This window comes from Brevibacterium yomogidense, from assembly GCF_900163715.1.
Classification (GTDB): Bacteria; Actinomycetota; Actinomycetes; order Actinomycetales; family Brevibacteriaceae; genus Brevibacterium; species Brevibacterium yomogidense_A.
The window spans coordinates 38,508-60,691 of sequence record NZ_FWFF01000003.1 but is presented as its reverse complement, the minus strand read 5'-3'; the positions used below and the strand labels follow the sequence as shown (position 1 = coordinate 60,691).

The window sequence follows — 22,184 nt, the reverse complement described above, 5'->3', positions numbered from 1 at the left end:
AGCAAGCCGCGCGGTGTGTACGCTTTCACGCATGAGAATCACCACCGGCGAAGACACCACGTTCCTGATCGCACAGGCAGCCGACGCGATCGAAAAGTTGGTGCGCGACACCCCGGACGCAGTCCTGGGGATCGCCACGGGATCCTCGCCGGAGCCCTTGTACGCAGAGATCACCGCGCGTGTGCAGAACGGACTCGACCTCAGCCGTCTGCGGATCACCTGCCTCGACGAGTACGTGGGTCTGGCGGCCAGCCATCCGCAGAGCTACCGCCACTACATCGCCGAGCACGTGCTGGAGCCGTGGGGCATCGACGCGGACGCCGCGGTTCTGCCGACCGGCGACGCCGATGACCCGGACGCCGCCGCAGCGGACTTCGAGAAGCGCATCCTCGCCCTGGGCGGCGTGGACCTGCAGATCCTGGGCGTGGGGCCGAACGGCCACATCGCCTTCAACGAACCAGGTTCGTCCTTCGCCTCGCGCACACGGGTCGTCGACCTGACGCCGAGCACCCGCGAGGCGAACTCCCGCTTCTTCGACAGCGAAGCAGACGTGCCGATCCGTGCGATCTCGCAGGGCATCGGTACGATCCTCGAATCCCGGCATGCGCTGCTCCTCGCGTTCGGTGAGGGCAAGGCCCCCGCCATCCGGGCGATGGTCGAGGGATCGTGCACCGAGGACATCCCGGCCAGCGCCCTGCAGGAGCACGCCGACGTCGACGTCTACCTAGACGACGCGGCGGCGTCTCTGCTCGGTCGCGGCTGACCGCTCGCGTGAGGCTCAGGATCCGGTGACACGGGCGCGGAGCTCATCGAGCGCCTTCTCGAGCGACGCCGTGCCGTCCACGTCGAAGAACGTCTTCCGCAGCTGTGCATTGAGCCCACCGGGAGTCTCGTGGTCGCTGACCACCTGATCCATCGGGGTGGCCGTGTCCGTGATCGCGGGGGAGAGACCTGCGAAGAGGCCGCGGAGGAACCGCTCTGCGTCGTCCCGCGGCACACCCTTCGACTCCGCCCACGAGCACACGACCGCGAGGTAGTGGAGGTAGCCCGACACCGCTCCCGTCACGGATGAGAACACAGACAGAGCTGCTTCGTCCGCCACCGGCAGCGTCCCGCCGAGCACGTCGAAGATCTCCGTCGCAGCCGGATGCTCCGGGGTGACCACCGTTGCGACGGCCCGGTTGCGGACCGGCGGCATCGGGATGGCCCGGATGACCGGGACATCGACGCCCACGGCGGCCCGGACCTCGGCGATGGTGACGCCCGCCAGGGCGCTGATCACCACGTGCGAGGAGCGGAAGGTGAGCGGCTCGAGCACCTCCGCCATCTGCTCGGGCAGGACGGCGACGATGACCGTGTCCGCCGCATCTGCGACGGCCTGGTTGTCCTCGGCGACGGTGACCAGGCCGGGGAACCGCTGCACCAGCGAAGCGACGTGGTCCCGCCCGCGTGGTGAGAGGACGAGCGATCCCGGAGGATCCTCGGCGCCGGCGAGACCTTCGACGATCGCTGTCGCGATGTCACCTACACCGATGATTCCGATCGTGCCTGCCACGTTGTCAGCACTCCTTTCGCGTGGGGTTCCGCGGCGGTCTCACCGCACGCGGCGCAGTGCCCCGATGAAGGCGTCCGCGTCGGTGGTCGTGTTGTACAGGTGGAATCCGACCCGGACGCGGCCGGCGCGCACGGCGGCGCGGATTCCGGCGTCGGCGACTGCGGCCTCGATTCCGGGGACGTCCAGCGCCGCGATCGCGGAATCGGCCGGTTCCATCCCGGCCGCCTCCCGGACGCGATTGGCCAGGCCCACGCAGTGCGCCTCGACCTCCCGCATGTCCAACGACGCCAGCCACGGCAGGGAGATGCCCGACCCCAGCATCGGGTGCCACGCGGGGGAGGCGTCGAACCGGCGGGCGTCTGCTGCGAGCAGCGGCGGGTGCTCGTACGTGTTCGCCCATGGGGTCTCGGAGGAGTACCACCCGGCAGTGTGGGGGATGAGGGTCTTCGCGAGTGAGTCGGCCAGTGCCATCCACGCGGTGCCGCGCGGCGCCAGCAGCCACTTGTAGCCGGAGGCCACCACCGCATCCGCCCAGCCTAGGTCGATCGTCTTCCAGCCGACTGCCTGCGTCACGTCGATGACCACGCGCGTGTGCGTGCCGGCGACCGCACGTCGCAGCCGCTCGGTGTCGAGCACCCGTCCGTCGGCCGACTGCACGAGGCTCACCGCGACGAGGTCGAACGCCTTCTTCGGGCTCCTCGCGGATGCTTGAACCGCTTCCTCCACGGAAGCCTCCAGCGTCCCCGGGTCGAACTGCTCGACCGTGACTCCACGGGCCGCCTGCGTGGCGAATGGTGCGGTGACACTGGTGAACTCGCCACGCTGGACAGCGACCCGACCGCTGTCCGGAACCGCCGCCGCGATGAGCCCCACCAGCGCCGAGGTCGTCGAACCGATCGTCACGGAGTCGGTGGGCGCACCCACCAGTTCGGCGAAGGCGGAACGTGCTGCATCGACCGCCTCGTCGAAGGCGGACGTGTCCTGTGTGCCGGATTCCCAGTCGTCGAGCGCTGTGCGAAGCGCATCCGTCTGTCGTCGGGAGGGCAGGCCGTAGGTGGCGGAATCGAGGAACTTCTCTGCTCCGGCGAACTGCTCGCCCCAGATCTCACGCATATGCATCTCACGCATGCGGCGACGGTACCAGTGACGCACGTCTCACCCGCAGATGTGCATCAGTTGAGCGTTCACTTTGTGTTCACTCACACACAGGTCTACCCTGTGAGGCAACCCACGTATCAGCATCCGGACTCCGGGCTCTTCGTCGAGACCCGATTGAGGGGCAAGGCGCCTCCCGGTGGCGGATCACTCGTTCGAAGGAACACGATGAAGAAATCGCGCGGCCTCATGCTGGCCTCCGCCGTCAGCGCGACGGCACTCGTCCTCACCGCCTGCTCCACCTCCACGACCGGAGGCGACGGCGAAGGCGAGGGCGGCAGCACCGTCACGGTCGGCACCACCGACAAGGTGACGGTCATCGACCCGGCAGGCTCCTACGACAACGGCTCGTTCTTCGTGATGCAGCAGGTCTTCCCCTTCCTCCTCTCCTACACGCCGGGCACGGCGGAGACGGAGCCGGATATCGCGGAGTCGGCTGATTTCACCGATCCCAGCACCTACGAGGTGAAGCTCAAGGAGGGCCTCACCTTCGCGAACGGCAACGAGCTCACCGCCTCGGACGTGAAGTTCAGCTTCGAGCGCCAGCTGGAGATCCAGGATCCGAACGGTCCCTCCTCGCTGCTCGGCACGGTCGAGTCGATCGAGACGCCGGACGACCTCACGGTCCAGTTCACGCTCAACCGCGAGAACGACCAGACGTTCCCGCTGGTGCTCGCCGGTCCTGCCGGCCCGATCGTCGACGAAGACGTCTTCGCCGCCGACGAGATCACCCCGGACCAGGAGATCGTCGACGCAGAGGCCTTCGCCGGCCCGTTCACGATCGATTCCTACTCGTTCAACGAGCTCATCTCCTACAAGGCGAACCCCGACTACCAGGGGCCGCTGGGCGAAGCGAAGTCCGAGTCCGTGCAGATGCGGTACTTCGCTGACGCGAACAACATGAAGCTGGGTCTGGAGCAGGGTGACATCGACGTCGCATGGCGCTCGCTGTCTGCAACGGACGTCGAGGACCTCGAGGGCAACGACGAGCTGACCGTCCACCAGGGACCCGGCGGCGAGATCCGCTACATCGTCTTCAACTTCGACACGATGCCCCATGGTGCGGAGTCGGACGACCCGGACGAGGACAAGGCACTGGCGATCCGCCAGTCGATGGCCGACTCGATCGACCGCGAAACGATCGCGGAGCAGGTCTACAAGGGCACCTACACCCCGCTGTACTCCTACGTTCCGGAAGGGCTGCCGGGCGCCAACGAATCGCTCAAGGACCTCTACGGCGACGGCAGCGGCGCTGCGGATGAGGACGAGGCTTCGAAGCGACTCGAGGAAGCAGGCGTGGAGACTCCGGTCGACATCAGCCTCCAGTACAACCCGGACCACTACGGTCCGTCCTCCGGTGACGAGTACGCGATGGTGAAGAGCCAGCTCGAAGCCACCGGCCTCTTCAACGTCGACCTGCAGTCCACGGAGTGGGTCCAGTACGCCAAGGACCGCACGGAGGACCTCTACCCGGCCTACCAGCTGGGCTGGTTCCCGGACTACTCGGACGCGGACAACTACATGGTGCCGTTCTTCTACGACACGGAGGAGAGCCCGTCGTTCCTCGCGAACCACTTCCGCGACGAGGACATCAACACGAAGCTCGCCGAGCAGGGCTCCATCACGGACGAGGACGAGCGTGCGGAGGCGATCTCCGACATCCAGAACGACCTCGCCGAGCAGCTGCCGACCCTGCCGTTCCTGCAGGGTTCGCAGATCGCAGTGTCCGGCAATGACGTGACGGGTGTCGACGAGACGCTCGATCCGTCCTTCCAGTTCCGCCTCGCCCTCCTGGGCAAGTGAGAGCGGAGCACGGTTCCCTGAACTGACAGCCGATGGGGTGGGTGCAGCTGCACCCGCCCCATCGGCGTGACTGAATGGCTTCATACTCATGGCTGCAAGCATCGAGAACCCCGTTCTCGCGGAGGATCCGGCCAAGCCGCTGAAGAAGCAGCGGGCGTCCGGGTCCGGGCTGGGGCGCTACGTCCTGGTCCGGTTCCTCCTCATCATCCCCACCGTCTGGATCCTCACCACGCTGGTGTTCTTCCTCATGCGGATCACCGGCGACCCGATCACCGCGGCACTGGGCGGCAGGCTCACCAAGGCCCAGCTGCAGGAGCGGATCGAGGCCGCCGGCTACGACCGACCGCTCATCGTCCAGTACTTCGAGTACATGGGCGGGCTGCTGCGCGGTGACTTCGGCACGACCGTGTCGGACAACCGTCCCGTCACGGACCTCTTCCTCCAGTACGGTGCGGCGACCGTCGAGCTGGTGTTCTTCGCACTCATCGTGGCCTTCGCGGTCGGCATCCCGCTGGGCATGCTCGCGGCCTACCATCGCGATCGGTGGCCCGACGCGGCCCTGCGCGTGTTCGCGATCCTCTGCTATGCCACCCCCGTGTTCTTCGCGGGCCTGCTGCTCAAGCTGGTGTTCGGCGTGCTCATCCCGCTGTTCCCCGCATCCGGGCGCGCGTCCAGCGGCACGGAGCTGCTCATGTCCGGCGTGGTCGGCCCTACCCGCATCTACTTCATCGACGCGATCCGGATCGGCGACTTCGAAGCGCTGGGCGACATCGCGTCCCACGCGGTGCTGCCGGCGATCGCGCTGGGCCTGCTGACCGCCGGCGTGTTCCTCCGCCTGGTGCGCACGAACCTCATCGGCACGCTCGGCCAGCAGTACGTCGAGTCCGGCCGGTCGCGCGGCGTGAGCGAGTTCCGGCTCGTCACCACCCACGCGTGGCGCCCCGCGCTCATCCCCGTCATCACGGTCATGGGCATGCAGATCGCGATGATGCTCGCCGGTGCGGTGCTGACGGAGACCACGTTCGAGTGGAAGGGCCTGGGCTTCCAGCTGGTCCAGTACCTGCTCAAGCGCGACTTCGTCGCCGTCCAGGGGATCGTCGTGATGCTCGCCGTCATCGTCGCGCTCACGAACTTCCTGGTCGACGTCATCGCCGCCCTCATCGACCCCCGAGTGAGGTACTGATGGACATCCTCAAGCGCATCCCGTTCCAGCGGCTGCCCATCATCAGCCACCTGCGCCAGGCCGTCGGCCTGCAGCGCGGCATGCTCATCGCAGGCCTCATCATCTGCGCGCTGGTGCTCATCGCGGCGATCTTCGCGCCGCTCATCGCCCCCTACGGCTACGCCCAGATGTCGTATGAGGAGGGCGGCCGGTTCGGCGCCCAGCAGGCACCCAGCGCCGCCCACATCTGGGGCACCACGGTGGGCGGATACGACGTGTTCTCCCGCGTCATCTGGGGCGCCCAGACCGCGGTGAGCGTCATCATCGTCGCCGTGCTGCTGTCGATCTTCATCGGCGTGGCCCTGGGCCTGATCTCCGGGTACATCGGCGGATGGCTGGACCGGATCCTCGTGGTCGTCGCGGACGCGGTCTACGCGTTCCCGTCGCTGCTGCTGGCGATCGTCATGGCGATCGTGATCTCCGGCGGCCAGTCGAGCGCGTGGGGCGGCATCCTCGCCGCGGCGTTCTCGATCACCGTCGTGTTCATCCCGCAGTACTTCCGCGTGGTGCGTGCGGAGACCGTCCGGCTGAAGGCGGAGCCGTTCGTGGAATCGGCGATCGTGCTGGGTGCGTCGCGCACGCGGATCATCACGAAGCACGTGTTCCGCAACGCGACCCGCACCCTGCCGCTGATCTTCACGCTGAATTCCTCCGAGGCGATCCTTACGCTGGCGGGCCTGGGCTTCCTGGGCTTCGGCATCGAGCCGTCGTCCGCGGCGGAATGGGGCTACGACCTCAACAAGTCGCTGGCTGACGTGACGAGCGGCATCTGGTGGACCAGCGTGTTCCCCGGCATCGCGATCGTCATCACCGTCCTGGGCATCACGCTCGTGGGCGAGTCGATGAACGACCTCAACGATCCGCGTCTGCGCCTGCGCAAGCGCGCGGGATCGAAGAAGAAGTCCGCAGTGAAGGAGACGGCATGAGCACCGATGGCACGACCACGGGCGGCGTGACCACGGGCGGCACATCCAAGGCCCCCGTCCTCAGCATCGACGGCCTCGACGTCACCTTCGTCACCGACGCGGGCGACGTCCACGCGGTCAAGGATCTGACGCTCGCGGTGGCGCCCGGAGAGGTGCTGGCGATCGTCGGCGAATCCGGTTCGGGCAAGTCCGTCACCGCGCGCAGCGTCCTGGGGCTCATCCCGGACACGGCGACGACGAACGGTGCGGTGGTCCTCCAGGGCAACAACGTGCTCACGGCCTCGAAGGCCCAGCTGCGGAAACTGCGCGGTGCGGACGTCTCCATGGTCTTCCAGGAGCCGTCGACCGCGCTCAACCCCGTCTTCACGATCGGGTGGCAGATCGCGGAGGGCCTGCGCGCCCACAACCCGAAGCTGAAGAAGAAGCAGATCCGGGAGCGGGTCGTCAGCGCGCTGGAGGACGTCGGCATCCCCAACGCCGCCGATCGCTACGACTACTACCCGCACCAGTTCTCCGGCGGACAGAAGCAGCGCATCGTCATCGCGATGGCACTGGCCCTGGGAGCCGACGTCATCGTCGCCGACGAGCCGACCACTGCGCTCGACGTCACCGTCCAGGCCGAGATCCTCGACCTGCTGCGCGACCTGCGCGATCAGCGCGGCACGGCGATCGTCCTCATCACCCACAACATGGGTGTCGTGGCGGACCTCGCCGACCGGGTGGCAGTGATGTACCGCGGTGAGCTGGTCGAGACCGCCCCGGTGAAGGAGCTGTTCGCCTCCCCGAAAGAGGAGTACACGCAGGCCCTGCTCGCGGCCGTTCCGCGACTTGGCGCCGACTCCCGCTCTGGTGCGGGCGGTGCAGGTGCGGCCGCTGCTGCTCGCGCCGCTGCCACCACCGCCGAGGCGGGGGAGGCACCCGCTGCTGAGGCCGGCAGCACGTTCGGCGAGCCGGTCGTCACCGCTCGTGGTCTGGAGATCGTCTACCCGGGTGGCATCGGCAAGCGCGATTTCACCGCGGTGGCCGGCGTCGACTTCACGGTGCACAAGGGCGAGGTGTTCGGGCTGGTCGGCGAATCGGGTTCGGGCAAGACGACGATCGGTCGTGCGATCGCCGGGCTCACCACCGCCACGGGCGGGTCGCTGGACGTCCTGGGCTACGAGATGGTCGGGATGAAGGAGAAGACGTTCAAGCCGCTGCGCAAACGGATCGGCTTCGTCTTCCAGGATCCCGCGGCGTCGTTCAATCCGCAGCTGACGGTCGGCCAGTGCATCGAGGAGCCGTTCGCGGTGCACCGTCCGAAGATGAGCGACGCGGATCGCCGCAGGGAAGTGCTCTCGCTGTTGGACGCGGTCCAGCTGCCCACCGAGTACGCGAAGCGGTATCCGCACGAGCTGTCCGGAGGTCAGCGTCAGCGTGCATCATTGGCACGCGGCATCGCTCTGGATCCGGAGCTGCTCGTGGCCGATGAGCCCACCTCCGCGCTGGATGTGTCCGTTCAGGCGAAGGTGCTCGAGCTCTTCCGCGAGCTGCAGGATCGCCTGGGCTTCGCGGCGGTGTTCATCAGCCACGATCTGGCGGTCGTCGACATGCTGTCGGACCGGATCGGCGTCCTCTATCACGGGGAGCTGCTGGAGAACGGCACGGGAGAGCAGGTGCTCACCCGTCCGGATCACGACTACACGCGCAGGCTCATCGCATCCCTGCCGGTGCCGGATCCCATTGAGCAGGAACAGCGCCGCAAGGAGGCCGCGAGACTCCGCGCGGCACTCTGAGTAGTTCGACGCCAGCCCCTTCCCCTCGAGGGGCCGAACCGAGGGGCTGAACCGCCGCTGACCGGTCACACGGCCGCTGACCGGCGACACGGCCGCTGACCGGTCACCAGCCGCTGATCGGTCACTCCTGCACGCAGATCGGAGATTCCGCGTGCAGGAGTGACGACTCAACGGCGCTGAGCTCGCTGCCCACGCTCTCCCCGCCCAGTGACCGCCTCCGTGCTCGACTCACCGATGCAGACACCGGCGTCCCGAACACGGAGGCGGCGTCTTGTCTCCAGCGCCCGCGAGGGACGCCCCCGCAGCTCGACGGACGGGTGCGTACGGCCGTCCCTCGAACCGTCGAGCCGTCCCTCGGCGATCTGCGGCATCACGGGTGAGGCCGTTGTCCGAGATGCTGCGTACCGGTCACTTGGGCCCGAAGTGCTCCCGGCGCCAGATGACCCATGAGGGAGAAGGAGGGCGGCGGAGGGGTGAACCCTCGGTCGTCGCTGTCATCTGCCATCGAGGTAGGTCCCATCGCATGGACGATCGGGCCAGAGAGCAGGCGGCGACGTTGCCGCTGACGCCGAGGATACCTTCGTACTCTCACACCGTCCGTCGGCGATATGTGCCATGCGGGCCTAAGCGCCGCGAGGGACACCCCTGCGGTCCGACGGACGTGCGCGCACGCCCGTCCCTCGAACCGACAGACCGTCCGTCGGCGATAACAGGCACCGCAGGCCATCCCGCCACCGCCGCTGCCAGCGCGATCCGGAACGCGAGGATCTGGTCCCGCTGGGAGGCCCTTCACAGAGGCGCTGGTCAAGGACTTGGTGGAGGGTTCATACGAGCTCGTCCGTGACTCGCTGCCGCAGAAGGATCAGCCCGAAGAAGCGTAATGCGCCCAGTCACGTCAGAGCGGAACGCGCTCGTCTCAGGGTCCGCAGGGTGCCGATCGTCTCGTCCTGACGCACTGACCGCCCCCGCGCCTCCCACGGCCACGTCATGAGCGCCCAGACGACTGCGACGATGAGCAGCTCCCACAGGATGTAGACCGGCCACGGGCCCAGCAGATCGAGTGCGGACGGTCCTTCCGGCGCATGGCTCAGATACGCATAGTTCGCCCCGGTCACCGCGTTGACGCCGATCGCCACGAGTGCCCATCCGATCGCTGCCGCATAGGCGACGCCGTACCCGCGCCATGTAGGGCGATACCCCAGCCCCCACACGAACACGATCGGCGCGACGAGCGCGGCGATGTGCAGGAACCAGTAGGCCGCGAACTCCACGACGGGGTAGTCGAAGTAGTTGAGGTCCGGGGTGATGACGGACTGCAGGTTGAGCGTCAGCCCCCAGAAGTAGCAGATGGCGATCGCCCACCCGGCCCGCGTCAGCAGTGCGATCGCCGTGATGAAGCGCATCGCATCGGAGAATTGGAAGGGCAGCGACTGGTCGATGTTCCACTGGCCGGGCATCATGCCCCACACGGTCCACAGCACCGTCACCGCCAGCATGACCCACCCGGCTGTCCGCAGCAGGCGATCCTCATGGACGCTCCCGCGGATGCGTCGGGCCACCATCACGAGCACCACGGCGAGGACCACCGTCAGCCCGAGCACCGCGATGTGCTCCGCTCCGTACGGTGTCATCCGCCCGATCGGTTCGACGCCACTGGCTACGACTGCGCTGTCCATGAGCGCAGTGTATTCGGCGACACCTCACCACGCGCGCCACCACCACGTCGATCCAGCCGTCCGCCCCTAAGCTGTCACCATGGACCAGTCCGAACGCCGCAGGCCGCCCGTGAACCGGCTCGTCAGAGCGGTGCTCGGCCTGTTCGCGGCCCCGCGGGTCAACATGCGCGAGGACTACGAGAAGGTCCGCCGCCTGCAGCGCCAGCTGGCCGCACTGCCGGGCCCGCGCGTTCCCTTCCGCGAGACCACGGTCGACGACGGCACCCACCCCATCCCCGTCCGCGTGTTCAACCCGATCGAACGCAGCCGCGACGACGTCCTCCTCTTCTTCCACGGCGGCGGCTGGGTGACGGGGAACATCGAGAGCTACACCCCGGCGTGCGCGACGATGGCGGAGCTCACCGGCTGCGTCGTCGTCTCCGTCGACTACTGCCTGGCACCGGAGCACCCGTTCCCCGCGGGCCTCGAGGACTGCCTGCACATCGCCCGGCTCCTGTTGGACGAACCGGGCCGCGTGGGCGTCGACGACCCGAGCCGCATCGTGCTCGTGGGCGACTCCGCAGGCGGGAACCTCGCCGCAGTCGTCTCCCAGCAGCTGCACGCGGAGGGCCACGCGACCCCCGGCCGCCAGATCCTCCTCTATCCCGTCACCCACTGGGACCACGATCCGCGGACCTCACCGTTCGCCTCCGTGCGCGACCACGGGAAGGACTACCGCCTCACCACCCACGAGGTCCAGGACTACCTCGAGATGTATGTCCCGGACCCGCAGGCGCGCAAGGACCCCCGCATCGCCCCGCTCATGGCCGACGACTTCTCCGGCCAGCCGGACACGCTCCTCATCACCGCCGAACTCGACCTGCTCTGCGACGAGGGCGAGGCCTACGGCCGTGCGCTCGAGGAGGCCGGCAACACCGTCAGCCTCCACCGCGTCGACGGTGCCCTGCACGGCTTCATCACGCTGCCCCGCTTCTCCCGCTCGCTCCGTCAGGCCTACGAGGTGATCAACGCGTTCCTCGACGAGGATGCGCCGACGAACTCGGCCGACACGCCTGACTCAGCCCACACGCCTGACCCAGGCGGCACACCGTGACCCGCCCCGCCTGGGTGCGCCTGGACAACGCGTCGAACATCTTCCTCGCCGCCCGCAGCGATTCCGACCCCAAGGTCTTCCGCGTCAGCGCGGAGATGGACCACGACGTGGATCCGCTCCTCCTGCAGGCCGCCCTCGAGGAGACCTACGACCGCTACCCGCTCTACCACGCGGTCATGCGCCGCGGCGTCTTCTGGTATTACCTGCAGGACAGCAGCCTGCGCCCCGTCGTCACCCCGGAGGAGGAGCACACCTGCGCCGCCCTCTACCAGGTCGACCGCCGCAATCTGCTGTTCCGCGTCGTCCACCACGAACGACGGATCTCGCTCGAGGTCTTCCACGCTCTGTCCGACGGCACCGGCGCCCTGTGGTTCCTCACGGACCTCCTGGATTCCTACGTCCGCCTGCGGCATCCCGAGCCGCTCGAGCCGGGCGAATCCGATCCCGAGGCCCCCGCCGCCGACCAGCTCGACACCCCTGAGCAGGCATCGGACCTGCACGCCGACCCCAGCGAGGCCGCCGCTGACGCCCTGGGCCTGACCCCCGACAGCTTCGCGCACTACTTCCGCAGGCACCGCCGCAAGGACGCGAAGGCTGACGACCCCCCAACATCCGAGAACGGCCCAGCACCCCAGAACACCCCCGCGCCCGAGGCCGCCCCCACTCCGCAGCCCTCCCGCCGCCCAGCCGGACTGGGCCGCAGGACGGTCCACGGCGTGCACCGCGTGCGGGGGACCAGGACCCCGGACAACCGGACGCGGCTGGTCGAGCTGAGCATGCCGGCGACGCAGGTGCTCTCGCTCGCCCGCGCGGAGGGCGTGTCGATGACGATGTACCTCACGGGCCTGTTCTTCGAAGCCGTCCGGCTGTCCTCGGGCGGACTGGGCAGGTCGCAGACGATCGCGGCGTCCGTCCCGGTGAATCTGCGCCAGTTCTTCCCGTCGAACTCGCCGCGGAACTTCTTCGCGACCGTCCGGGTGGAGCACACGTACGGCCAGGGTGACGACAGCCTCGGCGCCATCTGCCGTGGTCTCGAGGAGCAGTTCCGTCCGGAGGCCACTCCGGAGGCCCTTGAGCGCAAGCTGCGCAGGTTCATCCGGTTCGAGCGGATGCCGCTGCTGCGGATCCTGCCGCGCGGGATCAAGGACGTCATCCTGGGGCTGGTCAACGTCGCCAACAACCGAGGGCTGACTGTGGCCGTGTCAAACCTGGGCCGCGTGGCACTGCCGGAGCCCGCCGAATCGCGAGTCCGGCGGATGATGTTCCATGTGGCTGCGGTCCGCCCGCAGTTCTGCTCCATGTCGCACGACGGGATTCTCACGGTCAGCTTCACCTCGCCGTTCACGGAGACCGACCACGTGCGGGAGTTCGCACGGATGCTCGCCGTCGGCGGCGTGGACGTGTCCGTCGCTGCCACCCGCGTGACCGAGGACGAGGTCGCCGAGGTCACTGACGTCTCTGATGCCGCCGAGGTTGGCCCATGAAGCGCTGTGAGGAGTGCTCGGTCGATGTCGAGGGCACCTGGACGACGTGTCCGCTGTGCCGTGCTCGGCTGGAGGGCGAGGGGTGCGGCGAGCCGTTCCCGACGATTCCCCTGGACTTCTCCCGCAGGCGGGTGCTGCGGACGCTGTTCCTGAGCTCGCTCGCGGTGGTCGTGCTGTCGTTCGCCGCGCAGCTGCTGTTCAACCGCGACAGCGACGGCATCGGCGTGCTGCGCTCGCTGTGGCTGGGGGTCGCCGCGATGTGGCTCGTCGTGCTCATGGCGGCGCGCAAACGCCGCAACGTCGCGAAGGGGACCGTGTACCTCGTGGTGCTGGTGGGGCTGTCGGTCACCTACTGGGACTACCTCACCGGCTGGCACGGCTGGTCACTCACGTATGCGGTGCCCAGCCTCTGCGCCTGTTCGATCGTGGCACTCATCATCACAGTGAGGGTGATGCGCATCGAGGCGGGGGAGCACATCGTCTACACCGGCCTGGCGGTGCTGCTGGGACTGGCTCCCATCGGATTCCTGGCGTTCGGGTGGGTGAACGACCCGCTGCCATCCGTCGTCTGCGGTGTGCTGAGTCTGGTCGCTCTGGCGTTCCTGCAGTTAACCCGTGGTGCGGAGGTCCGTCATGAGCTGGGCAAGCGGCTGCATCTGTGAAGGCCGGGGCGCCAGCAGGTGCGTGTGGCAGGTGCCTCTGATGAGGGAGCGTCCGGTGCGGGGCAGAGAGGCTGTCACGTGTCGCGTCCGGATGACGGACGGCGGGAATAGTGGCCCGGACGGGGTGTTGTGCGACACATGAAGGCGATTGCATACACAGAGCCCGGTGGTCCCGACGTCCTCGAAGTCATGGAGCTTCCCGACCCCGTGCCGGGTCCCGGCGAGGTGGTCATCCGCGTGCGCGCAGCGGCGGTCAGCCCCACAGACACGATGCGCAGGGTCGGCATGCGCGACGTCGCGGGTGCTGAGCCGCCCTACGTCGTCGGCATGGATGCCGCCGGCATGATCGAGTCGATCGGTTCGGACACGGACACGGACCTGGAGATCGGCGACGCGGTCATGGCGATCGTCGTGCCGAACGGATCCCACGGCGCCTACTCGGAGAAGATCGCGGTGCCGGTCGAATCAGTCGCCCGCATCCCCGACGGCGCCTCGCTCATCGAAGCCTCGACGCTGCCGATGAACGGGCTCACCGCCCGCCTGGCGCTCGACAAGCTCAACCTGCCGGCCGGCTCGACGATCGCGGTGACGGGTGCGGCCGGCGCGTTCGGCGGCTACTCCGTGCAGCTGGCGAAGGCGGACGGTCACACGGTCGTCGCGGACGCATCGGAAGCGGATGAAGAGCTGGTCGCCTCCCTGGGTGCAGACGTCGTGCTGCGCCGCGGCGAAGGATTCGCCGCCGCAGTGCGGGAGAAGTTCCCCGAGGGCGTCGACGGCATGATCGACGGTTCCGTGCAGCTGGACGAGATCGTCCCCGCTGCGAAGGACGGCGCCACGATCGTGACGATCCGCGGCGACAAGGGTGAGCGCGAGCGCGGCGTGAAATTCTGGTCGATCGTCGTGAGCAAGTACGCGAAGAACCCGGAGGAGCTGGATACGCTGCGCCAGCAGGCGGAGGACGGCGTCGTCACCCTGCGCGTGGCAGAGGCGCTGCCGATGGACCAGGCGCCGGAGGCCCACCGCAGGCTCGAGGCCGGGGGAGTGCGCGGACGCATCGTCCTGGAGTTCTGAGGCCTCCCGACTACCGTGGGCGCCCTCGCAGCCGCGAGGGCGCCTTCGTGATGAGAAGGCGTCTTCGTTTCACGACCTCATAGGGAACACTGGTGGGTATGCGTATGCCTGCTCTCCGCTTCTCCGGGTTCACCCGGGAGACGTTCGTGTCCCTCATCGTGGTGGGCTGTGTGCTGGTCTTCGCGCTGCCGATCGTGCTGGCGATGTGGCCGTCGCAGCAGCCGGCAGCCCTGCCGAACGGGACGACGCTGGACTATTCGCGGGCGGAGCTCAGCGATGTCGACCTGGCTGACTGCGCCGCGGACTGGATCGATGCGGACTCCCACTGCGGCCAGGCGACCGCCCACCTGGACGACGGCGGGACGCAGAACATCGGCATCACCCGTGAGGGCTGGGTCGCGGGTCTGGAGGACGGCGATCGGGTCGTCGTCCAGACGGCGACTCCGGTCCAGGGCGACGTGCTGCACTCGTTCCATTCGGTGGAGCGCGGCACCTCGCTGCTGATCTTCGCGGCGATCACCCTGGTGCTGGTCGCGCTGAGCGTGGGCGGCAAGGGTCTGCGCGCATTCGTGTCGCTGCTGGTCTCTGCCCTGTTCATCTGGCTGTTCCTGGTGACGGGAGTGCACGAAGGCGGCAATCCTCTCGCGTACTCCGCCGTCACCTCCGTGCTGGTGCTCACCGTCGTCCTGCACTTCACCCACGGGTTCGGGGCGAAGACGATGGCGGCGTGGGCGGGCACCGTCGTCGGCGTGGGCACAGCGATGCTCACGGGGTGGATCTTCTCCTCCGTCGCACGGCTCACCGGCATCACGGACACCACATCCGCGTCCGTGTTCGTGACCGGGGATATCGACCTGTCCGTGCTGGCGCTCGCCGGTCTGCTCATCGCGCTGATCGGCATCCTCAATGACATCACCGTCGCGCAGGCATCCGTCGTCTTCTCGCTCTTGGGCTTCCAGGACGCAGGAGGCCACGACCACGGGGGCGGCGGTCGTGCCGACGAGACCCCGGCACAGAGGCCGGGGGAGTCGGGTGCGGGAGGCGACGGGGGCCTCGGCGATGGGAATCTGACGCGCAGGCAGTTGCGCGAGCGCGCAGCGCAGGCAAGCCGCAGCGGGCAGAAGAAGAGTCCGTCGCTCATGAAGCGGGCGCTGGATGTGGGGCAGGACCACGCGGCGAGTGCGATCTACACGGTGAGCTTCTCCGTCGTGGGTGCGAGCCTCGCGGCGTTCGTCGCGGCGAAGTCGTTCGGGATGCCGGTGTGGGCGCTGATGCAGTCGGAGGCTGTCGCGTACACCATCGTGCAGCTGCTGGCGGGCATCGTGGGCCTGACGGTGACGATGCCGGCGACGACGCTCTTCGCGATCTGGTTCGCGAAGTGGCTGCGGGGGACGGCGAAGAAGGCGAAGTCGCAGGACGCGGCCTGACAGCTGAGCGATCCCGTGTTGCCTCGGCGAGCGACGTGGGCTACCTCGAGGGCGTCATCCCGATCATCGTCGACCTGCCGATGGTGCTCGGCCACGAGGCCACGGGCACCGTCGAAGAAGTGGGCGAGGGCGTCACAGACTTCAAGGTCGGTGATGAAGTCGCGCAGGCAGTGAAGGCGACGGACGCGCCCGGTGTCTCGCGCGACGGGGGATACGGCGAATACGTCATCGGCAACGTTGAAATGCTGGTGCACAAGCCGGCCGGAGTGAGCAGGTCGCAGGCATCGGCGGCCACTGACGCAGGCGTGACCTCGTACTCCGGCGTCGTCGTGCACGGCGGGATCAAGAAGGGTATGCGCGTCGGAATCCTCGGCCTGGGCGGCCTCGGGATGACCGGCGCTCGGATCGCTGTCGCTCAGGGTGCCGAGGTGATCGGCATCGAACCCCGCGAACAGGTGTGGGAGGCAGCCAAGGAGCGCGGCGTGTCCCGCGTCGTCAAGGACGTCAGCGAACTGGCGGGCGAAGACCTCGACGTCGTCGTCGACTTCGCAGGATTCGGGGAGACCACCGTCAAGGCGATCGATGCGGTGAAGTTCGGTGGAACCGTCGTCCTCGTCGGAATGGGAAAGCTGGAGTTCGAGTTCTCTTCGTTCGACTTCATCACCCGCGCGATCAACCTGCAGGGATCCACGACCATCGGCAGGCGAGAGGATCTGGAAGCAGTCCTGAAGATGATTGCAGACGGCGACCTGGTCATCGAGTCTTCGGACATCGCGTTCGACGAGATTCCAGACGGGATCGACCGTCTGGCGAAGGGCGAAGTCAGCGGCCGTCTGGTCGCGCGCTACGACAGCTGACAGCCGCAGTCCGAGCTGGCCGCACTGAGCGGAGCCCGATGAGTGCGGCCAGCTCCGATACGCGGGACGTGGTCGGTCTCTATGCGTGCGAGTCCACCGCATGGCGTCTCGCTCTGCGCGCTGTGATCTCGACTGGCTTGCGCTGTGCCGCGGCGATGTAGTCGCTCCCCTGGCTGCGAGCGACAGGAGAGCAGACGCTATGTCTGTGCCAGGAGCTATCGTCCTGAGGCATGACAGAGATCTCCGATGCGGCGGTCCTGCTGCCGAGCTGGGTTGAGTATGTGAGTGCGCTTGCGCCTGCGCTCGCTGTGCTTGCCGCGGCTGTGGCCGCAGCGATCGCTTTCGTCAACTATCTCCGCTAGCAGAAGACCGATAGGCAGGCGAAATTCTGGCGTCGTCTTGAGTGGGCGATTCAGATGTCCTCATCAGAAGACCTCGTCGACGCCAACATGGGGATGAGCGTCCTGACGGCGATGGCCACAGATGAAACTCTGGCCGTAGACGACGGTGACCTTTTTGATGTGCTCAGTGAGGAAGTGCTCAACAAGGTCAGTTCGAACGCGTACGCACCGCCTGTCCGCGCCGGCGACGGAGGTGAGTCGTGAGGGCTCCTCCCAGCTTCTTCCGGTACTGTCTATCCCACGAAAGCGAGGTGGATTGATGGCTATTCCCGCTACGCATCGATCAGAGTCGCACCGCAAAGCTCAGGCGGTCGAGAATCAAACAAGGACTTTCACTATGACTGACGGTCGTCAGATCGAGTACACGCTTGATGGTGAGCGTCGTCTGCTCCAGAAGACAGATCGCTTACAGCGAGTGCTGAAAGAGCGCAAAGTGAAGTGGAAGAGGTACCGCGCCACGCACGTCGTCGACACGCACCGCACCACCGAGGCCCCACGATCCCGGATCGTGGGGCCTCGCTGGTCTGCGTTCGGGTGAGGGCGTAACCGTGCGTCAGCCTCGCCAGTAGCCGAGGTAAGCGTCGATGTCGTTGTTGAAGTCGATGGCATGGAGCGACTGGTCCATGCCGCTGCCCGAATCCCAGTTCTGGTGCCAGATCTGACCGTCCCAGTAGATGCCGATGTGGCCGTACGCGGAGGTGTTGGCCCCGTCGCCCCAGACGACGATGTCGCCGTTCTTGAAGTTCGTGTCGGTGCCCCAGGAGAAGCCGTTGGCCTCCATCTGCTGGCCGGCGGAGCCGCCCGCCTGGTAGTCGATTGCGTTGCCCCAGGCGCCGTGGTCGACGCCGTAGACCTCTTCGAGGAGGATGGAGATCGCGCTGACGCACTGGCCGGGGTAGCTGCCGTTGCTGTTGGCGAGGGTCTGACCCTTGTAGTGGTTGATGAAGTCGCTGGTGTTGTCGAACTGTGCAGACGCGGCGGGCTGGGCGGCTGACGCCGATGCGCCGCTGGGGGCGCTGCCGGTGTCCGCGGCTGCTGCGGAGACCGAGCCTCCGACCGCAGCGGTGACGATAAGAGCAGTCGTAGCCAGCGGTGTGCTGATCGCCTGGCGCAGTTTCATGGTGTGCCTTTCTTCAGCGGTGCTGAGAGCGGGTGCCCTCACCAGCCACGATAGAAGGATCACTGTGACCTGGGTCAATGGCGAACAGGTGGTATTCACTGAATGATGTCGAAGCGCTCACCGGTCACTCAGCCGTGAGGAACGGGACGTTCGCGTGCTGTTCACCGCACCCCCACGAACTCCCGGATCGCGGGCAGCTCGCGCCGCGACTGGGACAGCCCCATCCGATGCGCCGCCGCCAGCCGCGACAGATCCCGCGTGCCGTTGCCCACCGGCATGCGCTCCGGGGCGAACACGTACGCCTTCCCCTCGCGCTCCAGCTCGAAGACGCGCTCGCGGGTCTCGTTGTAGCGCCTCCACCGGGTCAGCAGCGCGTCGGCCAGCGCGGGATAGCGGCGGAACCAGTTGCGGTAGAAGCCGGGGAACCGCTGGGGCTCCTTCGCATACGTGCGCTCCTGCGTGAGGATGATGACGAACTTCTCGAAGCCCTCGCGCTGCGCCTGGCTCAGCGCGATCCCGCCGTCGGCGCCCATCGCACCGTCGACGTAGACGTGCCCGTCCAGGTGGACCGGCGGCATGAGGATCGGCATGGTCGAGGACGCGCGCACCCGGACCATGAGGTCGTCCATGTGGGGCATGTCCGACTTCGACCACACGACGTCCTCGCCTGATTCTGCATCGAACGCGATGACCCGCAGGTCACCGGGGTTCGACAGGAACGACTCCCAGTCGTAGGGGAGCGCCTGGTCGGGGCCGCCGGAGTTCTGGTAGATGTACTCGGCGTTGAAGAGTCCCTGCCCGCGGGCGAAGGTGCGCAGATCGCCGAACTGCTCGTCAGCGGAGAAGTCCACGAAAGATCTGCGGGAGCGGCGCGCGTCGCGGGAGAGGTAGTTCGCGGTGTTCGTCGCCCCCGCACTGATCCCGGCCACCCAGTCGAAGGACAGGCCCGCCTCCAGGAGGGTGACGACCATGCCGCTGGTGACAGCGGCGCGCATGCCGCCACCTTCGAAGATGAGCGCCGTGTCCTCGATTCGTGTGGGTGCAGCCGCAAGCGTCATGCCCGCCATCCTAGACACGTGCAGTGCGCGCGGACACGTGCTCGGTGACCCGGACTACGGTGGGGTCACCGACCAGACCAGCCACAACAGCCGCACCAGAACGACCCGATCAGCAGAGGAGCGCCGCCATGGACATCGTGATCCGACCGGGTGATATCACGCAGGAAGAGACCGACGCGATTGTGAACGCCGCGAACTCCGGTCTGCTGGGAGGTGGGGGAGTGGACGGTGCGATCCACCGCGCCGGAGGCCCCGACATCCTCGCGGAGTGCCGCAGACTTCGCGACACCACACTGCCGGACGGGCTCCCCGCCGGGCGGGCCGTCGCCACGACAGCGGGGAACTTGCCCGCACGCTGGGTGATCCACACCGTGGGGCCTGTGTACGCGAAGAGCGAGGACCGGTCGGAGACCCTCGCCTCCTGCTACCGCGAGAGTCTGCGGGTCGCTGCGGAGGTGGGTGCCCGCAGCGTCGCGTTCCCCGCGATCTCCGCAGGCGTCTACGGCTGGCCGATGGACGATGCCGCTCGCATCGCAGTCCAGACGGTGCAGGACACCGCCGCCGAGGTCGCAGAGACTGTCGAGACCGTCGTCTTCGTCCCGTTCGGAGACGAAGCAGAACAGGCGTTCCGGGCTGTGATTGAAGAACGGTGAATGCGCAGGAGGGCGGCCCGTTCACGGGCCGCCCTCCTGTCTGTCATTCGTCGTCAGTTCGAGGCAGTGCGGGTTTCAGCACTGATGAACCATGCCTGCTGTTCGAGCTCGGAGAGGAAGCCGTGGAGCAGGTCTGCGGTGGTCGGATCCGCCTCATCGACTTCGTCGTGCACGTCGCGGATGGTCCAGACCGTTGCTTCGATCGCCTGAACCACGTGGTCGATGGCGTCATGCGTGTGCACCTCGCCCTGCGGGAACTCGGCCAGGGAGGACTGCTCCGCGACGACTGCAGGTCGGGCATCCGGTGTGGCGTGCAGCGCTCGCATCCTCTCCGCGGTGACGTCTGAATTCGCACGAGCGATGCTCACGAGTTCATCGAGGTTGAGATGGAGGTCCCGGAAGTTCGGCCCCACGATGTTCCAGTGGGCCTGCTTGCCCACCAGATGCAGCGCCGTGAGATCGACGAGGACCCTCTGCATGTTCTTGCTCAGTGCGGCAGGCGCCTTGAAGCCCTTCTCCGCGTTCTCCCTGCGGGTCGACCGAGCGCCGGCAGGCTGTGGAACGGAAACTGTCTTGGCCATGGTGAACCTTCCAATCCGTTGCGATCTGTCTTCGCCAACGTATGCCCCCGATCTGAGAGAACGCAAGGAATGTTGTGACTCAGGGCGTATTTGGCGCAGGACGTTCCGCGCCCAGCTCGGCCGGTGCGCCAGACCACTGCGCCCCCGAGTAGTCGGGAGCGCAGTGGTCTGCAGGCGGAGCCTATCCGGGAGACTCAGCTCGGCCGGTGCGGCAGCGCCGTCTCCTCGAAGACCCTCTCGGCGAACGGTTCGAAGTCGTAGTCGTCCGCGTCGAACCACTCGTGCATGTCCTCGTAGCCGCCCTTCTCGGTGTACCCGAGCTCTTCGGCGACCTGCTTCCACTTGTCCGCGGTCTCCGTGGCACGGCCCTGGACGTCGGAGCCGATGACACCCGACTCCTCGATCCCGGCGAGGAGCTCATCGTTCGTCTCACCGATGCGCTCATCAGCGTCCTCCTCCATCGGACCGATCTCGCCTCCGGCTTCCATGAGCTGGGTGACACCGGCGGCGTTGCCTTGCGCGATGACCTCATTGCTCGCGGCGAATCCGCTCATCTGTGAGTCGAAGATGATCTGCTGGTACGCCAGGGGCAGGTTCTGGTAGCCGACACCCGCGAGGTTCGCTCCGGCCGAACGGCCGGACAGGCTGTTCTCCGGTGTCGTGTATGCGACGTGCTTCGCCACTTCGAGCAGGCCCGTCTCCTCCGAGGGCAGCAGCTGGGCGAACGTGCAGTCGACCGTTCCGCGCTGCAGTGCTTCGAAGACCTCGACATACTCCATCGAGACGGGTGAGCCGCCCAGTGCCGTCACCTGCTGCTCGTGTGCGACGCTCGCCACGCGGATCTGTCGTCCGTCGTAGTCGTCCAGCGCGGTGCCCTCTTCGCCGCACACGGACACGTACGTTCCGGTGCTGACCATCGGGGTGAGCGGAGTGAGGCCCTGCTCCTCGTACGTGGCCAGTAGCTCGTCGTTGCTCCAAGCCATATCGACGATAGCGGCATTGCCGATCATCTCGCCGAGCACCGGGGAGTTCGGCATGCCGGCGGTTGCGGTCGCCAGTGCATCGAACTCAGGGTGCTCGGTCGGGTTGTAGATGGGCAGCGCGTAAGAGACGTCGACGCGGCCGTCTGCCAGCGCATCGTCGATCTCCGCGTAGCCGGCGATCGCCTGACCCCACACGATGTCGACGGTGACCTTCCCGCCGGATCGCTCCTCGACGTACTCCTTGAACTGGTTGCCGTTCATCGCGGAGACGGAGTTCGGCGACTGGGCCCCTGCCTGGTAGGTGATCTCCACGGGGTCGAGGTCTGCAATCGCCGCATCGACGTCCTCCTGCGGCGCTCCGAACTCGTATCCTTCGCCAGAGCCTCCGTCATCTGCAGAGCCTGCGCCTCCCGCGCATCCGCTGACGAGCAGACTCGCTGTCGCAGCGACGGCGACCGCTGCGGAGAGTCGGTGTTTCCGGGCTGATGTCATGTTCACTCCTCGTTGAGTTAGCAAGGTACCCGCACCCTCGTCTGTCCTCCTCGCTTCGTCGCACTCTCGAGGAACAGACCTGGGCGGGTACCCACCGGTAGGAACACACTACTGACAAACTGGTCCGATTTGAAGATGATCTCAACTTCGGCTCCCGCCGAGGCCGGGGAACCGACTCCTGCCCGCTCAC

The 22,184-nt window shown here is 67.3% G+C and carries 20 protein-coding genes; 13 read left to right on the top strand and 7 right to left on the bottom strand.

What is annotated here, in order from left to right:
* The first annotated feature begins 31 nt into the window (after positions 1–31).
* Positions 32–763, top strand: a complete 732-nt coding sequence (locus FM105_RS02995; RefSeq protein WP_087004585.1) for a glucosamine-6-phosphate deaminase — start codon at positions 32–34, stop codon at positions 761–763.
* 15 nt (positions 764–778) lie between these two features.
* Here the strand turns inward: FM105_RS02995 and FM105_RS02990 are convergent, their stop codons facing one another.
* Positions 779–1,555, bottom strand: coding sequence for an NAD(P)-binding domain-containing protein (locus FM105_RS02990; protein ID WP_087004582.1), 777 nt, complete (start codon positions 1,553–1,555; stop codon positions 779–781).
* A 39-nt stretch (positions 1,556–1,594) separates the two neighbouring features.
* Positions 1,595–2,683, bottom strand: coding sequence for an aminotransferase class V-fold PLP-dependent enzyme (locus FM105_RS02985; RefSeq protein WP_218777897.1), 1,089 nt, complete (start codon positions 2,681–2,683; stop codon positions 1,595–1,597).
* 195 nt (positions 2,684–2,878) lie between these two features.
* Between FM105_RS02985 and FM105_RS02980 the strand changes: the two genes are divergently transcribed.
* The 4 genes from FM105_RS02980 to FM105_RS02965 all read left to right on the top strand — a co-directional run bounded on the left by FM105_RS02980 (position 2,879) and on the right by FM105_RS02965 (position 8,436).
* A complete protein-coding gene (locus FM105_RS02980; RefSeq protein WP_087004575.1) occupies positions 2,879–4,513 on the top strand; it encodes an ABC transporter substrate-binding protein in 1,635 nt (544 codons plus the stop codon).
* An 88-nt stretch (positions 4,514–4,601) separates the two neighbouring features.
* Positions 4,602–5,696 (top strand): ABC transporter permease, encoded by a 1,095-nt coding sequence (locus FM105_RS02975; protein ID WP_087004572.1) that lies wholly within the window; start codon positions 4,602–4,604, stop codon positions 5,694–5,696.
* Positions 5,696–6,661 (top strand): ABC transporter permease, encoded by a 966-nt coding sequence (locus FM105_RS02970; RefSeq protein ID WP_087004569.1) that lies wholly within the window; start codon positions 5,696–5,698, stop codon positions 6,659–6,661. Before FM105_RS02975 ends, FM105_RS02970 begins: the two co-directional genes overlap by 1 nt.
* Positions 6,658–8,436, top strand: coding sequence for a dipeptide ABC transporter ATP-binding protein (locus FM105_RS02965; protein ID WP_087004566.1), 1,779 nt, complete (start codon positions 6,658–6,660; stop codon positions 8,434–8,436). The genes FM105_RS02970 and FM105_RS02965 overlap by 4 nt, the downstream gene beginning before the upstream one ends.
* Before the next feature lie 890 nt (positions 8,437–9,326).
* Here FM105_RS02965 and FM105_RS02960 read toward each other — a convergent pair.
* Entirely contained in the window at positions 9,327–10,112 is a 786-nt protein-coding gene (locus tag FM105_RS02960; RefSeq protein ID WP_256970188.1) for a YwaF family protein, read from the bottom strand.
* Between the two features lie 79 nt (positions 10,113–10,191).
* Between FM105_RS02960 and FM105_RS02955 the strand changes: the two genes are divergently transcribed.
* The 7 genes from FM105_RS02955 (at position 10,192) to FM105_RS02925 (ending at position 17,311) form a co-directional block, all read left to right on the top strand.
* The gene (locus FM105_RS02955; protein WP_087004563.1) at positions 10,192–11,205 is read left to right on the top strand and encodes an alpha/beta hydrolase; all 1,014 of its coding nucleotides are present in this window, start codon (positions 10,192–10,194) and stop codon (positions 11,203–11,205) included.
* Positions 11,202–12,689 carry an alcohol acetyltransferase gene (locus FM105_RS02950; protein WP_087004560.1) on the top strand — a complete coding sequence of 496 codons (1,488 nt, stop codon included), beginning with the start codon at positions 11,202–11,204 and terminating at the stop codon, positions 12,687–12,689. Before FM105_RS02955 ends, FM105_RS02950 begins: the two co-directional genes overlap by 4 nt.
* Positions 12,686–13,351 carry a DUF6320 domain-containing protein gene (locus tag FM105_RS02945; protein WP_087004557.1) on the top strand — a complete coding sequence of 222 codons (666 nt, stop codon included), beginning with the start codon at positions 12,686–12,688 and terminating at the stop codon, positions 13,349–13,351. Before FM105_RS02950 ends, FM105_RS02945 begins: the two co-directional genes overlap by 4 nt.
* 138 nt (positions 13,352–13,489) lie before the next feature.
* The gene (locus FM105_RS02940) at positions 13,490–14,422 is read left to right on the top strand and encodes an NADP-dependent oxidoreductase (protein WP_087004554.1); all 933 of its coding nucleotides are present in this window, start codon (positions 13,490–13,492) and stop codon (positions 14,420–14,422) included.
* Positions 14,423–14,520: 98 nt separating this feature from the next.
* A complete protein-coding gene (locus FM105_RS02935; RefSeq protein ID WP_087004551.1) occupies positions 14,521–15,849 on the top strand; it encodes a YibE/F family protein in 1,329 nt (442 codons plus the stop codon).
* Positions 15,801–16,706, top strand: coding sequence for a zinc-binding dehydrogenase (locus FM105_RS02930; RefSeq protein ID WP_179207041.1), 906 nt, complete (start codon positions 15,801–15,803; stop codon positions 16,704–16,706). Before FM105_RS02935 ends, FM105_RS02930 begins: the two co-directional genes overlap by 49 nt.
* Positions 16,707–17,122: 416 nt before the next feature.
* A complete protein-coding gene (locus tag FM105_RS02925; RefSeq protein WP_087004545.1) occupies positions 17,123–17,311 on the top strand; it encodes a hypothetical protein in 189 nt (62 codons plus the stop codon).
* A 349-nt stretch (positions 17,312–17,660) separates the two neighbouring features.
* Here FM105_RS02925 and FM105_RS02915 read toward each other — a convergent pair whose 3' ends face one another.
* Together FM105_RS02915 and FM105_RS02910 are read right to left on the bottom strand one after the other, a co-directional pair.
* Positions 17,661–18,227: a CHAP domain-containing protein gene (locus FM105_RS02915; RefSeq protein WP_087004540.1), complete on the bottom strand. Its 567-nt coding sequence runs from the start codon at positions 18,225–18,227 to the stop codon at positions 17,661–17,663.
* A gap of 161 nt (positions 18,228–18,388) precedes the next feature.
* Positions 18,389–19,285, bottom strand: a complete 897-nt coding sequence (locus FM105_RS02910) for a patatin-like phospholipase family protein (protein ID WP_087004537.1) — start codon at positions 19,283–19,285, stop codon at positions 18,389–18,391.
* 128 nt (positions 19,286–19,413) lie between these two features.
* On the opposite strand from FM105_RS02910, the gene FM105_RS02905 reads away from it, so the two are divergent.
* Complete coding sequence (locus FM105_RS02905; protein WP_087004534.1) at positions 19,414–19,938, top strand: O-acetyl-ADP-ribose deacetylase; 525 nt, start codon at positions 19,414–19,416, stop codon at positions 19,936–19,938.
* A 53-nt stretch (positions 19,939–19,991) separates the two neighbouring features.
* Here FM105_RS02905 and FM105_RS02900 read toward each other — a convergent pair whose 3' ends face one another.
* Complete coding sequence (locus FM105_RS02900; RefSeq protein WP_087004532.1) at positions 19,992–20,519, bottom strand: Dps family protein; 528 nt, start codon at positions 20,517–20,519, stop codon at positions 19,992–19,994.
* Between the two features lie 194 nt (positions 20,520–20,713).
* A complete protein-coding gene (locus FM105_RS02895) occupies positions 20,714–21,994 on the bottom strand; it encodes a C4-dicarboxylate ABC transporter substrate-binding protein (RefSeq protein ID WP_087004530.1) in 1,281 nt (426 codons plus the stop codon).
* Between the last annotated feature and the right edge of the window lie 190 nt (positions 21,995–22,184).

Coding starts and splice junctions, on each gene's coding strand:
- FM105_RS02995 (WP_087004585.1), top strand. CDS start 32: ATGAGAATCACCACCGGCGAAGACACCACGTTCCTGATCGCACAGGCA.
- FM105_RS02985 (WP_218777897.1), bottom strand. CDS start 2,683: ATGCGTGAGATGCATATGCGTGAGATCTGGGGCGAGCAGTTCGCCGGA.
- FM105_RS02980 (WP_087004575.1), top strand. CDS start 2,879: ATGAAGAAATCGCGCGGCCTCATGCTGGCCTCCGCCGTCAGCGCGACG.
- FM105_RS02975 (WP_087004572.1), top strand. CDS start 4,602: ATGGCTGCAAGCATCGAGAACCCCGTTCTCGCGGAGGATCCGGCCAAG.
- FM105_RS02970 (WP_087004569.1), top strand. CDS start 5,696: ATGGACATCCTCAAGCGCATCCCGTTCCAGCGGCTGCCCATCATCAGC.
- FM105_RS02965 (WP_087004566.1), top strand. CDS start 6,658: ATGAGCACCGATGGCACGACCACGGGCGGCGTGACCACGGGCGGCACA.
- FM105_RS02960 (WP_256970188.1), bottom strand. CDS start 10,112: ATGGACAGCGCAGTCGTAGCCAGTGGCGTCGAACCGATCGGGCGGATG.
- FM105_RS02955 (WP_087004563.1), top strand. CDS start 10,192: ATGGACCAGTCCGAACGCCGCAGGCCGCCCGTGAACCGGCTCGTCAGA.
- FM105_RS02945 (WP_087004557.1), top strand. CDS start 12,686: ATGAAGCGCTGTGAGGAGTGCTCGGTCGATGTCGAGGGCACCTGGACG.
- FM105_RS02940 (WP_087004554.1), top strand. CDS start 13,490: ATGAAGGCGATTGCATACACAGAGCCCGGTGGTCCCGACGTCCTCGAA.
- FM105_RS02935 (WP_087004551.1), top strand. CDS start 14,521: ATGCGTATGCCTGCTCTCCGCTTCTCCGGGTTCACCCGGGAGACGTTC.
- FM105_RS02925 (WP_087004545.1), top strand. CDS start 17,123: ATGTCCTCATCAGAAGACCTCGTCGACGCCAACATGGGGATGAGCGTC.
- FM105_RS02915 (WP_087004540.1), bottom strand. CDS start 18,227: ATGAAACTGCGCCAGGCGATCAGCACACCGCTGGCTACGACTGCTCTT.
- FM105_RS02910 (WP_087004537.1), bottom strand. CDS start 19,285: ATGACGCTTGCGGCTGCACCCACACGAATCGAGGACACGGCGCTCATC.
- FM105_RS02905 (WP_087004534.1), top strand. CDS start 19,414: ATGGACATCGTGATCCGACCGGGTGATATCACGCAGGAAGAGACCGAC.
- FM105_RS02900 (WP_087004532.1), bottom strand. CDS start 20,519: ATGGCCAAGACAGTTTCCGTTCCACAGCCTGCCGGCGCTCGGTCGACC.
- FM105_RS02895 (WP_087004530.1), bottom strand. CDS start 21,994: ATGACATCAGCCCGGAAACACCGACTCTCCGCAGCGGTCGCCGTCGCT.